We start from the raw sequence: 12,532 nt of genomic DNA, 5'->3' as shown, positions 1-12,532 counted from the left end.
TGAGCGTAATGAGATTGGAAGGGCTCGCCACCCGAAGTGACGCGGGACCGGTCCGACCGGGCGACTAGGCTCGCGCGGGTGATGGATCGCTTGGTGTGGATCGACTGCGAGATGACTGGCCTCGACCTGGGCAAGGACGCCTTGATCGAGATCGCGGCGCTGGTGACCGACGCGGAGCTGAACGTGCTCGGCGAGGGGGTCGACGTGGTGATCCACGCCGACGACACCGCGCTGGACTCGATGCCGGACGTCGTCATGCAGATGCACGCCAAGTCGGGGCTCACCGAGGAGGTGCGGCGGTCCACCGTGACGCTGGCCGACGCCGAGGCCCAGGTGCTGGCCTACATCAAGGAGTGGGTGCCCGACCCGCGCACCGCTCCCCTGGCGGGCAACTCGATCGCCACCGACCGCGGGTTCATCGCCCGCGACATGCCCGAGCTCGACGCCCACCTGCACTACCGCATGGTCGACGTGTCGTCGATCAAGGAGCTGTGCCGGCGCTGGTACCCGCGCATCTACTACGCGCAGCCGGGCAAGGGCCTGGCCCACCGCGCGCTGGCCGACATCAAGGAGTCGATCCGCGAGCTGGCGTACTACCGGCGCACGGCGTTCGTGCCGCAGCCCGGGCCGACGTCGGAGCAGGCGCAGGCCGTGGCCGCCGAGCTGCTGGCCGCCGACGGGGAGAAATAGGGTCGATTTCAGACCCGGCGGTGCGGCACTGTATGCTTCACGCGCCGGGTCAACCGGTCTTGGTGGGTGTAGCTCAGCTGGCAGAGCACTGGGTTGTGATCCCAGGTGTCGCGGGTTCAAGTCCCGTCACTCACCCCAAGCGGAACGCCCCTCGACGCCCGAGTCGAGGGGCGTCTTCTTTTGCCCTGGAGTTGTCGTGAGCGCCACACTCGTCGCGAAAGACCTGGCCGCCGGGCACGGCGACCGCGTGCTGTTCTCCGGGTTGGACCTGGTCGTCGCGCCCGGTGACGTGGTCGGGCTGGTCGGGGCCAACGGCGCCGGCAAGTCGACGTTGCTGCGCACCCTCGCGGGCCTGCTGCCCGCCGAACAGGGTGTGATCCGCCTCTCACCCACCACCGCGACCGTCGGCCACCTGCCGCAGGAACCGGACCGGCGGCCCGGCGAGACGGTGCGCGAGTTCCTGGCCCGTCGCACGGGCGTGGCCGCGGCACAGGTCGAGCTGGACCGCGCGACCGAGGCGTTGACCGCCGGGACGGGTGACGACGGCTACTCCGACGCGTTGGAGCGGTGGCTCGCGCTCGGTGGCGCGGACCTGGAGGAACGGTCGCTGGAGGTGGTCGCCGACCTGGGGCTGGACGTGTCGCTCGACCTGCCGACGACCGCGCTGTCGGGCGGCCAGGCGGCCCGCGCGAGCATGGCGTCGCTGCTGCTGAGCAGGTACGACGTGTTCCTGCTCGACGAGCCGACCAACGACCTCGACCTGGACGGTTTGGCGCGGCTGGAGCGGTTCGTGACGGGGCTGCGCGCGGGTGTCGTGGTGGTGTCGCACGACCGCGAGTTCCTGGCCCGCACGGTGACGCGGGTGGTGGAGCTGGACCTCGCGCAGCAGCAGGTGCGGTCCTACGGCGGCGGCTACGAGTCGTACCTGGAGGAGCGGGAGATCGCCCGCAGGCACGCGCGTGAGGAGTTCGAGGAGTACGCGTCCACGCGCGCGTCGCTGGAGGAGCGCGCTCGGGCGCAGCGGGCGTGGATGGAGAAGGGCGTGAAGAACGCCCGCCGCAAGGCGACCGACAACGACAAGATCGGGCGCAAGTTCCGCAGCGAGGCGACCGAGAAGCAGGCGTCGAAGGCGCGGCAGACCGAGCGGCTGATCGAACGGCTGGACGTGGTCGAGGAGCCGCGCAAGGAGTGGGAGCTGCGGATGGAGATCGCCGCCGCGCCCCGGTCCGGCGCGGTGGTGGCGGTGCTGCGGGCGGCGGTGGTGACGCGGGGGTCGTTCACGCTGGGGCCCGTCGACCTCCAGGTGGACTGGGCGGACCGGATCGCCATCACCGGGGCCAACGGATCGGGCAAGTCGACGTTGCTGTCCGCCCTGCTCGGCCGCGTGCCGCTGACGTCCGGGTCGTCGTCCCTGGGCTCGGCGGTGGTGGTGGGTGAGATCGACCAGGCCCGCGGCCTGTTCCTGGGCGACGAGCCGCTGCTGGACGCGTTCGGCGCCGCCGTGCCGGACCTCGTGCCCGCCGACGTGCGCACGTTGCTGGCGAAGTTCGGGCTGAAGGCGGCGCACGTGCTGCGGACCGCCGCGTCGCTGTCCCCCGGTGAACGCACGCGTGCCGCGTTGGCGCTGTTGCAGGCGCGCGGCGTGAACCTGCTCGTGCTGGACGAGCCGACCAACCACCTGGACCTGCCCGCGATCGAACAGCTGGAGTCCGCGCTCGACGCCTACACCGGCACGTTGCTGCTGGTCACCCACGACCGGCGAATGCTGGACGCGGTGCGCACGACCCGCCGCCTGGTGGTGGCGGCGGGTCGCGTCACGGACCTCTGACTCCAGTTGCAGATACTGCAGATAGCGCTAGTCTTGAGCATCGGGAGGGGGTGGTGATGTCTGTGATCGAACCACTGATCGAACTCGAGCACCCTGACGAAGTGACTCGCCAGGCGTCCTCGCGACTCGAGCACGCGATGGCAGGCGCACGTTCGCCCCGCACTGTCCTCGTTGTCGATGGTGAGGAAGTCGAAGTCCCGCATGCTCTGGTGCAGCTCCTGCTGCACGCGGTGCACCAGCAGGCTGCGGGGCGGCGAGTGCGGGTGGTGTCGCCCGACTCGGATGAGGAGCTCACCCCGAACCAGGCCGCGAAGTACCTGGGAATCTCCCGCCCGTTGCTGGTCAAGCTGCTCGATGACGGCACGATCCCCGCACGCACCCTGCCCGGGAGCCGTCACCGCCGCATCTCGGTCGCCGCCTTGGAGCACTACCTGGACCGCAAGGTCAACCGGCGCGCTCGACTGTCGGCGGCGATGAACGAGATCGCGGACGCAGGACTCTACGAACGACAGGATTGACCGACCTCGGTGGCCGTCACCCGCGTTTTCGCCGACACCAACACCTTGTTCCCGTTCTACGTCTGCGACCTGCTCCTCCATTGCGCCGAAGAAGACTTGTTCCGCGTGCTCTGGACTGAGGACCTGCTGTCCGAACTGGTCGACGTGGTCTCCAGGTCGGGGCAGAAGAGCAGACGAGCCGTCACAGGGCTGTGCGCCGCGATCCGGCAGGTGTTCCCGGACGACGAGGTGCCGCGGTCAACCTACGCGCACCTCATCGCCGAGATGCCGGGGAGCGACCCAGACGACCGGGTGCACTCGGCCGCAGCCCTCGCGGGCAACGCGGACCTGCTCTTGACCCGTGACACCAAGGGGTTCCCCAAGGCAGCGCTGGGCCGTCGCGGCCTGCGCGTGACGACAGCGGATCAGTTCTTGTGCGAGCAGTTCGCGGCGTTTCCGGACGACCTGGTCCGGGTGGTGCGCAACCAGGTGGACGATCTGACGAAATCCCGTCTCACGGTCGACGAGTTGCTCGATCGGCTGAGTCACCCGACTGGCACGCCCCGCTTCGCCACTCGAGTCCGCCGCCGGCTGAAGTGAGGTCGGACAAGGTGCGCACGACCCGCCGCCTGGTGGTGGCGGCGGGTCGCGTCACGGACCTGTAGAGCCCTACTTCTTGCCGCCCTTGACCCACTCTTCCCACGGGATCTGCCAGTCGCCGTAGCCGTCCCAGGGCTCCAGCGCCGGGCCGCCCGAGTTGGTGACGACCACGATGTCGCCGGGCTTGGAGATGTCGTAGACCCACTTGGCGTTCTCGGGCGAGAGGTTGAGGCAGCCGTGGCTGACGTTGCGCCTGCCCTGGTCGCCCACCGACCACGGCGCGCCGTGGAAGAAGATGCCGGAGTTGGACATCCGCACGGCCCAGTCGACCGGCGTGACGTAGCCGCCCGCGTCCAGCGACAAGCCGTAGGTGCGCGAGTCCATCACCATGTGGTCGTGCTTCTCCATGGTCACGTACGTGCCCGCGGGGGTGGTGTTCTGCGCGTCGCCCATCGAGGTGGGCATGGTGCGCGCGACCTGGCCGTTGATCTTCGTCACGACCTGGTGGGTCTGGCCGTCGGCCTCGTGGACGACCGCGTCACCGACGGAGAACGACGACACGTGGTCCTCCTGGCCGTACACGCCGTTGCCGAGGTGCTTGCCGTAGATCTTGGCGTTGATGGAGACCTTGGTGCCGGAGGTCCAGTAGACCTTCGGGCGCCAGTGCACCTTCTGGTCGTCGAACCAGTAGAACGCGCCGTCGACCTTCGGCTCGGTGGTGATCGAGATCATGGCCTCGGCGGCGGCCTTGTCGGTGACCGGTTCGTCGAACTTGAAGTGCACCGGCTGGCCGATGCCGACCGTCATGCCGTCGAACGGGAACACCTCCGCCAGGAGGGTCTGCGTGCGCGGCTGGACGGTGGTGAAGGTCGAGGTCTTGGTGACCGGCTTGCCGTCCGCGCCCTGGCCCGTCACGGCCAGCGTGTACGTCTTCTGGTAGCCCAGCGGCTCGGTGTTGGTCCACTGCAGACCGTCCGGGCTCAACTGCCCGGCCACGGCCTTGCCCTCGGGGTTGGTCAACGCGACCGACGTGATCTTGCCGTCCGTGGCCGTGGCCACGACCGGCGCACCGGGCGCCACGTCCACCGCCGCGTCCGCCGGGCCGGTGCTCAGCGAGACGGGCTTCGGCGGCTGCGTCGACGAGGTGGTGGAGGTCTCGTCGGCGGCGGCCTCGGGCGAGGCCGAGTCGGACGAACAACTTGTGATCAACGTCGCGACCAACCCGATCGCGACGATCCCCAGCGCTCTGCGCGCCCCCCGCTTGCGGTACATCCCCGGTCCTCCGCTTCGTCCCCAGGACGCCTTGACAGCCCGCCACCGGAGTCTGTCGGCGTCCCCTGACAAGGGGACGCCTGAAGGGTTGACGATGTTGCCCGAGATGCTGGATCGTTACCAAGGCGAAGTTCCCCCTGCACCAGGGCGGCACACCTGCCCTGACCAGGCGATTGGGAACTGAGAGAGACGCTGTGCTAATGTTCTTCGCGTCGGACAGAGCAAGAAGGTCCGAGCGCCGCTAGCTCAACTGGCAGAGCAGCTGACTCTTAATCAGCGGGTTCGGGGTTCGAGTCCCTGGCGGCGCACAACACAGCGAGAGGGTCACCATTCCGGTGGCCCTCTTGTTGTCTTTCCGCCCGACGCGCGTCAGGCCGAGTGGGTGGGAACCGGCGTTCCCACCCACTTCATCAGGTCGGTGCCTCAGACGTCCGAGAACGGGTACTGCGGGCTCTTCGCGCGCTGGGGCGTAAGTCGGGCTTCATCAGAACTCTCCCTCGGTCTCCAGAACGACGGTCGTCACCCGATGCGACCGGGCCATTGCGTCACGCAAGCCGCCGACCCCAGATCGTCGACACCTGCCGCGGTCGCGGTCCCGGCCGGGACGACGAGCGTGATTGCGACGACTGCGAGCAAACCAAGCATTGAGTGGGCAATGACCCGCATTGAGCGGTACAGGATCGTCACGCGCGTAGTAGATCATCGCCCCGGTGGGGCGCTCACACCGGGGCACACCACTTCCAGGTGTCACCCACCCGACCGTGGATGGAGAAACACCTGCTGATGGATAACTGTTTTTGTTGTCCGGTCCAACTTTCACCGGGTCGAGGGACACTTCTTTCGTTCAGTTCTGACGCTCAGTGATCTCCCTGCTCGGGGTGGCGGTGAAGTAGGGGGTTGCCGACGAGCGGGGCTCGGGAATGGCATTACGAAGATTCTTCACATCAGCCAGGTGTTCCGAGACGATGTCCGCCTCTACCTCCTGGACGCCGCGCAGCACGTCCACCGCTTGCCGCCACCGTTCTTCGGCTTGGTCGAGCCGCCCGAGGGCAACCAAGGCGTGGCCCCACACGTGCAGCGCTCGACCCTCCCCGCCGCGCGCCCCTATCACCCGGCACGTGGAAACCGCCTCTTCGGCGTGGCCGATGGCGTCACCGAACCGGCCGAAGTCGTACTCCACCTCGGTGAGCGCCACGAGTGCGTCAGCGGTGCGGGTGCGATCCCCGCCGATCGGGTGGAGGGTGAGCGCCTCGTGCAGCGTGCGCAGGGCCTCCTCGTGCTCGCCCCGCTCGAAGTGCAGTCGTCCGACGTCGGTGAGCGTGGTCGCCGCGCCCCGGATGTGCCCTATCGAACGCCGGATGGCCAGGGCCTGGTAGTAGTGGTCCAGCGCCAGGTCGTCCCGCTCCGCTTTGCGGTACGCGTTCGCCAGTTCATTCAGGGCGTACGCCTCGCCGTCGCGGTAGCCCGATTGACGCACTGCGTCCAGCGTTTCCAGGTACAGCTCGATCGCAGCGCCCACCTCCCCCATGGCCAAGCGAATCCCGGCGAGGTTGTGGGAGCAGATCAACTTGATCTCGTGCGCGCCGACGGATTCCGCGATCTCCATTCCGGCTTCGAAGTGCTCCCGGGCTTCGACGTACTTGCGCAATCGGTAGAGCATCATCCCGACATTGCTGTGCGTGCCGCTCAACGCTTCAAGGTCGCCGAGTGCGGTGCAGGACTTGAGCGCCGCCCGGTGGCTGACGAGGACGTCCTCGAAATGCCCGGACCGGTCGTAGGCCTCGTGGAAGTTGGCCGAGAGCCTCCACGCGTGCTCGTGAAATCCGGAGCGCACCGCCTGCGGCACCGCGGCGACCAGGTTCGCCCGTTCCCTGGTGAGCCACCTCAACGCGTCCGCCTGGTCCGCGAGCGGCACTGGTTTCGCCGACATGCCGGGCAGCGGTGGCACCGGCGAGGTCTGGGGGTCCAGCAGTTGGGCAGCGGCGGCGGACGACGCCAAGTACCAATCCAGCAACCGCGTCATGGCTTGCTTGCGCGCCTGCGTGGGTTCATCACGGCGTACGAGGTGCAAGGCGTAGCCGTACAGCGTGTCGTGCAGCCGGAATCGCCTCGGCGCCACGCCGTAGTCCAGCAGGTTGCTACGCACCAGTGTGCTGAGGTGCGCGTTGACGGTTTCGTACGGTTCGCCAAAGAGCGCGACGGCCGCGTCGACGCCGAACTCGGCCGTCGGGTTCAGCGCCAGCAGCCGGAACATCCGGGCCGTGTCCTCCGGCAGGTCGCGGAACGACCAGGAGAACGCCGCGGGCAGGGTGGCGCTCTCGTCGTCGCTGTCGTGGACCGACCCGAGGATCCCGAGCCCGTCCTGTCCCCTGAACTCGTCGACGAGGTCTCCGACAGGGGTGTCCGGCCGGTTCGCGACGTGCTGCGCGATGATCCGCAGCCCCAACGGCAGGCCGTCCACCAGACCTGCCAGGTCCCTCAACGCCGCGGGGTCGGCGTCGGATCGCTCACGGCCGATCTCGTTGCGCAGCAACGTGACCGACTCAGCCGTCGACAGCGGGGGCACGGCCACCAGGTCGACGTGGTCGAGCACCTTCAGGCCCATCAACCGGGTGCGGCTCGTGATGATCGTGAGGCACTGCGGCGTCGCCGCCAGGACGGGCCTGACCTGCGCGCTCTCGTGAGCGTCGTCGAGCAGGACCAGCATCCTGCGGTTGCCCAACGCCCGGCGGAGCTCGAGCTGCCGCTCGACACCGGTGGCGGGAATTCGCTCGAAGCCCAGTGACCGCAGCAGGAACGCCAGCACGTCGTCGGGCGTGACCCGCGTCCCCGGTCCGGCGCCCCGCAGTTCGAGGTACAGGTTCCCGTCCGGGAACCGGTCCCGGTGCCGCGCGGCCCACTTCAGCGCCAGCTGGCTCTTCCCCACGCTGGGCATCCCGTGCAGCGCGACGACCCGGCCCTGGTCACCGTCACCGAGCAGGGCGTCGAGCTTGGCCAGCAGGTCGTCGCGGCCGGTGAAGCTGCGGGCGGGCGGGGGCAGCTGATGCGGCGCGGTCGTACCGGGCACCGCGGTGCTCTCCTGCTTGCGCAGGATGCTCTTGTAGAGGTCGCGCAACTCGGGACCCGGCTCGGCCCCGACGTGCTCGAACAAGCGCTGGCAGAACACGGCGTAGAACTCGAGCGCCGCCGAGTAGCGCCCCAAGGCGTCCAAAGAACGCATGTACAGCCCGGCGAAGGCCTCGTCCGGGTCCTGCGTCGCGGTGAGCCTGCCCGCTTCCGCCATCACCTCCAAGTGCTCGCCGAGCTGGTGTTGGCTGTCCAGCAAGGCGTAAAACGCGGGCATCCGGTCGAACGTCTCCATTTGGTCACGACAATGGTCGGCCCACTGACCACCAAGCTCCTCGAGCGGTCGTCCGTTCCACAGTGAGAGCGCTTCGCGCAGTAGTGCCTTGGCGGCCTGGTGGTCACCGCGCGACGCGGCTGCGCGCCCCTTCTCCGCCAATTTGCGGAATCGGTGGTAGTCGATCACGTCTTCCCGCGGCAGCAGCAGCCGATAGGCATTGCCCTCCTTCGGGATGGAGGCCCCTGTCCCCGATTTGGTCAAAATGGAGCGCAATCTGCTGATGATCGGCTGGATGTTGCGTTTCACCTGCTCGGCGCTACTACCCGGCCACAGCACCTGTGCCATGGTGTCCACTCGGACTGGTTGCGGGAAGTGGTAGAGCAGCAATGTGAGGACCCCACGGTGCTTGGCCGGCCCGAGGTCGCAATCATTCCCGTCGATGTGTAATCGCGTCTTACCGATGATCATGAACTCCACCAGCGCCACCTTTCGCTGGCCAACTTGCCCTTGACCACAGTCTGCTTCACCGGGTGAACTCCGGTAGGCCTTCTTCGCAATTTTCGTCCGAATTGCCCATGTGCTGGGGCGACGATCGGCAGATCCAAGCGGACTGCAAGTCCACGCCAAACCCGGCAGCCACTCTTCTCCCAGGGGTTGAGCAAGAGGGGGAGTGCATGACACGTCCGGAGTGGCCGCGAGTGCCGATCGGGCTCGACGCGTCGCGGTGGGTCAGCCGCGCCGGGTGCCTGTCGGTGTTGGCCGTGGTGCACACGGTGACCAGTGGGCAACGTCTGCTGGAAGCGGTGGAGTTGATCGAGACGGATGCGAGGCTGCAGGTCGTCTTCACCCAGGCGCCTGATGTCTTCAGCAATGGAGTCGCCGAGTTCCTGCGGTCGACCAGAGGAGTCGTGTGGCCGTGGGAGCTCGCGATCCGGGAAAGGTTCGACCTGGCCCTCGCCGCGTCCTACGGCGGGCTGCACGAGTTGCACGCGCCGCTGGTGGTGATGCCGCACGGCGCCGGCTACGGCAAGTCGATCGCCAACGGTGACGAGCCGGTCGTCTACGGGTTGGACGCGCAACGGCTCCTGCACAACGGCCGCGTGCTGGCGAGCGCTCTGGTACTCGCGCACGACGACGAACGGGAGGTGGTTCGCCGGCAGTGCCCGCAGGCACTGGACGTGGCCGTCGTGGCGGGTGATCCCTGTTACGACCGACTGGTGGCCAGCCTGACGCGACGCGACGCGTACCGGGCCGCGCTCGACATCGAACCGGGTCAGCCGACCGTGGTCGTCAGCTCCACCTGGGGGCTCGACTCGCTGTTCGCCAGGTTCGAGGACCTGTTGCCGCACCTGCTCGAAGAGCTGACGCCACAGGGGTTCAAAGTGGTGTCGTTGGTGCACCCCGGTGCCTGGTTCGGCCACGGGCGGCGCCAGGTGGACGCCTGGCTCGCGGACTGTCGAGACGCCGGACTGCTGGTGGTCGGGCCGGAGGTGGACTGGCGGGCCGCGCTGATCGCCGCCGACCACGTGGTCGCCGACCACGGGTCGGTCGGCGTCTATGCCGCGGCGATCGATCGGCCCGTGGTGCTCGTCGGCGCACCGGTGCGCGTGGCGACGTCCCACGGATCGGCGCAGGAGCTGTTGCGGCACAGGGCACCGCGGCTCCAGGCAGGTGCGGCTGCACGGCCGCAGCTCGAGCGGGCGGCCGCGGGTGCGGCTGAAGTGGGCGCGGCCGTCCGCGCGCGGTTGACGTCGCAGCCCGGCCGCTCGTCGGCGCGGCTGCGCCGGCTCGTGTACGAGTTGCTCGAGATCCCTGAACCGGGTCGGCATCGCGCCGTGCCGCCGGTCCCGACGCCTCTCAAGGAGTCGCCGTGACGGAGCCCGTGGTGCGTTGGACGAGCGGACCGGACCACTTGGCCGATGCCGTCGTGCGCGAAGTCGCCGCGGACGGCGGTGACCCGACCGCGGCGCTGCTGCGCGACAACCCGTTCGCGGCGCTGGCCATCGCGGTGTCGTCGGATCGGCTCATGGCACGGACCGAACTAGGCCAGACGGTCGAGTTGACGCCGCTGACCACCGCAGCGCGCTGTCTCGACATGAACGCCGTGGTGCTTTCCGCAATTCAATCGCTCTACGCGTGGCACGTCGCTCGGCTGGACATGCGCGCGCTGCGAGTGCATGGGTTGCCCGTGTGGTGCGCGGACCACCGGGCACGTCGGTCAGCCGTCGGCTGCGGGTGGTTGCGGGTCGTCCGCACGCAGTCGTTGAGCGATATCGTCGGCCTTTGAGGATCCGATCTCGGTGTAGAGCCGCAGAGCCTGCTGCCAGTGCTCTGCGGCCCACTCCGCGTTCCCCTGTCGCTCGGCGGACTCGGCCAGCAGTTGGTGCGACTCGGCCGCTCCCTGCTTGGAGCCGAGCGCTTTCAGCGCCTCCAGCGCGCCGTGTGCCGTGCGATCGACGAGCGGCAAGTCGTCGGCACGCAGGTGAGCCGCAGCCTGGGCCACCATGACTCTTGCCCGGTTGTAGGGATCCGGCGGATCGAGGTCGCGGAACCGCGCCGTCGCTTCGTCCAGTGCCCGCAGTGCCTCGTCGACCCGACCGAGCCCGGTCAACGCCCGGCCGAGGTCGATCAGCGTGAGCCCGACGCTGCGCCACGCGCCGAGTTCCCGGTGGGTCCCGACCAGTCGCTCGAACAGCTCGACCGCTTCGGCGAGCCGCCCGCCCGCCACGTGCAGCCGGGCCAAAGCCCCTTCCGCGTCGGCGACGCCCTGCTGGTCGCCGATCTCCTCCGCGACCGCGACCGAGGCCCGGAGGTGCTCCTCGGCCTCCTCCAACCGGCCCACGGTGGTGCAAACCATGCCGAGCCGTTTGAGCATGTCCGCCTCGGCGAACCGGTTCCTCCACCGGCGCGCCGCGTCGACGCCGCGGCGGTCGATCTCCAAGCGGTCTCGATAGTGCTTGTGGTGCAGGAGCAGGGGCCAGAGCGCATCGGACAGGTGCCAAGCCAGTTCCCACCAGCCGTGTTCCTCGGCGACCCGGCCACAGCTGATCAGGTTCTGCCGCTCCTCCTCCAACCACGCCAAGGCCGACTCGCGGTCCGGGAACTCCGGCACGCCCTCGGGTGGCGTCAGGAACCGGTAGATCTGCCTGCGCCGGTGTGGTGTAACCACGAGGTCCGCCGCCATCGCGCCGCTCAGGTACCACTCGACCATCCGCCGCACGGCGCACGCCCGCTCGTCGGCATCGTCCTCGGAGTTGGCCTTGTTCCGGGCGTGGAGCCGCAGAAGGTCGTGGAAGCGGTAGCGGGTCTCGCCCACGGACTCGACCAGGTTGCCGTCCACCAACTCCTCCAACAACGCATGAGTGGCGTCCTTCTCCAGCACGGACACCGCGACCGACGCACCGAACTCGCGACCCGGGTGCAGCGCGAGCCGGCGGTAGAGCGCGGCCGCGGTCGGCCGAAGCGCCCGGTAGGACAAGTCGAACGTGGTCTGCACGGACAACTCGGGCGCCGACAGCATCGACAGGCGGTTGCGCTCGTCGCTCAACTCGGTGACGACTTTCTGCACCGACCACTTGGGGCGGCTGGCCAACCGCGCGGCGGCCACCCGGACCGCGATCGGCAGGCCGCCGCACATCCCGACGAGCGCCGCAGCCCGTTCGGGGTCGTCGTCCACCCGGCGTTTCCCCACCACCTTGGCCAGCAGCCGCACCGCCGACACGTTGCCGAGCGGACCGACGTCGACCAGCCGGGCACCCTCGGCCACCAGACCGGTCAACCTGTTACGGCTGGTCACGAGGACCGCGCTGGACGGTGAGCTCGGCGACAGCGGACGTACCTGGGCGGCCGAGTACGCGTTGTCGAGCAGGACCAGCAACTTCTTGTCCGCGGTCAAGGAACGGTAAAGGGCCGCCTGTTCGGTGATCTCCACCGGCACTTCCCGGGACGGCACGCCGAGGCTGCGCAGAAACAGGCCCAGCGCGTCCTCCGGCTGCACCGGCTCGGACCCGCTGAACCCGGCGAGATCGACGTAGAGCTGCCCATCGGTGAACCGGTCCCGCGTGGTGTGCGCCCAGTGCAGCGCGAGCGCGGTTTTGCCGACCCCGCCCGGACCGCTCAGTACGGCGAACATGCGGGTTCCGTCCCGCCGGTGCTCGACCAAGGCTTCGTTCAGCTCGGCCAATTCGGCCACACGATCGGTGAAATGCACTGGCGCGCCCAATAATTGCCGCGGCACCGGGGGCGGAGTGGACGGTGCATTGTGGAACGTGACATCCCCGTGCACCACCCCTGCCTGCACCG

At 68.8% G+C, this 12,532-nt stretch carries 10 protein-coding genes and 2 tRNA genes; 8 read left to right on the top strand and 4 right to left on the bottom strand.

Annotated features, from left to right (window positions below; translation table 11 throughout):
* Nucleotides 1-78: 78 nt before the first annotated feature.
* From orn to LZG04_RS01355, 5 genes are all read left to right on the top strand, one after another.
* Complete coding sequence (gene orn, locus LZG04_RS01375; protein ID WP_233812400.1) at nt 79-690, top strand: oligoribonuclease; 612 nt, start codon at nt 79-81, stop codon at nt 688-690.
* A gap of 62 nt (nt 691-752) precedes the next feature.
* Nucleotides 753-828 (top strand) — tRNA-His (locus tag LZG04_RS01370).
* A 58-nt stretch (nt 829-886) separates the two neighbouring features.
* Entirely contained in the window at nt 887-2,518 is a 1,632-nt protein-coding gene (locus LZG04_RS01365) for an ABC-F family ATP-binding cassette domain-containing protein (RefSeq protein ID WP_233812399.1), read from the top strand.
* Nucleotides 2,519-2,580: 62 nt separating this feature from the next.
* The gene (locus LZG04_RS01360) at nt 2,581-3,036 is read left to right on the top strand and encodes a helix-turn-helix domain-containing protein (RefSeq protein ID WP_233812398.1); all 456 of its coding nucleotides are present in this window, start codon (nt 2,581-2,583) and stop codon (nt 3,034-3,036) included.
* Between the two features lie 9 nt (nt 3,037-3,045).
* Complete coding sequence (locus LZG04_RS01355) at nt 3,046-3,615, top strand: putative toxin-antitoxin system toxin component, PIN family (RefSeq protein WP_233812397.1); 570 nt, start codon at nt 3,046-3,048, stop codon at nt 3,613-3,615.
* A 69-nt stretch (nt 3,616-3,684) separates the two neighbouring features.
* Here LZG04_RS01355 and LZG04_RS01350 read toward each other — a convergent pair whose 3' ends face one another.
* Nucleotides 3,685-4,887: an Ig-like domain-containing protein gene (locus tag LZG04_RS01350; RefSeq protein WP_233812396.1), complete on the bottom strand. Its 1,203-nt coding sequence runs from the start codon at nt 4,885-4,887 to the stop codon at nt 3,685-3,687.
* Between the two features lie 235 nt (nt 4,888-5,122).
* Between LZG04_RS01350 and LZG04_RS01345 the strand changes: the two genes are divergently transcribed.
* Nucleotides 5,123-5,195: transfer RNA gene (locus LZG04_RS01345), tRNA-Lys, on the top strand.
* 211 nt (nt 5,196-5,406) lie between these two features.
* Here the strand turns inward: LZG04_RS01345 and LZG04_RS01340 are convergent.
* Nucleotides 5,407-5,574, bottom strand: coding sequence for a hypothetical protein (locus LZG04_RS01340; protein WP_233812395.1), 168 nt, complete (start codon nt 5,572-5,574; stop codon nt 5,407-5,409).
* A 157-nt stretch (nt 5,575-5,731) separates the two neighbouring features.
* The gene (locus tag LZG04_RS01335) at nt 5,732-8,698 is read right to left on the bottom strand and encodes a tetratricopeptide repeat protein (RefSeq protein WP_233812588.1); all 2,967 of its coding nucleotides are present in this window, start codon (nt 8,696-8,698) and stop codon (nt 5,732-5,734) included.
* 62 nt (nt 8,699-8,760) lie between these two features.
* Between LZG04_RS01335 and LZG04_RS01330 the strand changes: the two genes are divergently transcribed.
* On the top strand, nt 8,761-10,104 hold the full coding sequence (locus LZG04_RS01330; protein WP_233812394.1) for a hypothetical protein: 1,344 nt from the start codon (nt 8,761-8,763) through the stop codon (nt 10,102-10,104).
* Entirely contained in the window at nt 10,101-10,517 is a 417-nt protein-coding gene (locus LZG04_RS01325) for a hypothetical protein (RefSeq protein ID WP_233812393.1), read from the top strand. The genes LZG04_RS01330 and LZG04_RS01325 overlap by 4 nt, the downstream gene beginning before the upstream one ends.
* Here LZG04_RS01325 and LZG04_RS01320 read toward each other — a convergent pair.
* The gene (locus tag LZG04_RS01320; protein WP_233812392.1) at nt 10,449-12,530 is read right to left on the bottom strand and encodes a tetratricopeptide repeat protein; all 2,082 of its coding nucleotides are present in this window, start codon (nt 12,528-12,530) and stop codon (nt 10,449-10,451) included. The two genes, LZG04_RS01325 and LZG04_RS01320, sit on opposite strands and share 69 nt — an antisense overlap.
* Nucleotides 12,531-12,532 lie beyond the last annotated feature (2 nt).

It is taken from the genome of Saccharothrix sp. S26 (assembly GCF_021390395.1).
In the GTDB taxonomy this organism is placed as follows: domain Bacteria; phylum Actinomycetota; class Actinomycetes; order Mycobacteriales; family Pseudonocardiaceae; genus Actinosynnema.
Note: the sequence above shows the minus strand (reverse complement) of the source record. Positions and strands in the feature narration are given on the sequence as shown.

What these genes read in the sequence shown, in the direction of transcription:
- LZG04_RS01350 (WP_233812396.1), bottom strand. Translation starts at nt 4,887, where the DNA reads ATGTACCGCAAGCGGGGGGCGCGCAGAGCGCTGGGGATCGTCGCGATC.
- LZG04_RS01335 (WP_233812588.1), bottom strand. Translation starts at nt 8,698, where the DNA reads ATGATCATCGGTAAGACGCGATTACACATCGACGGGAATGATTGCGAC.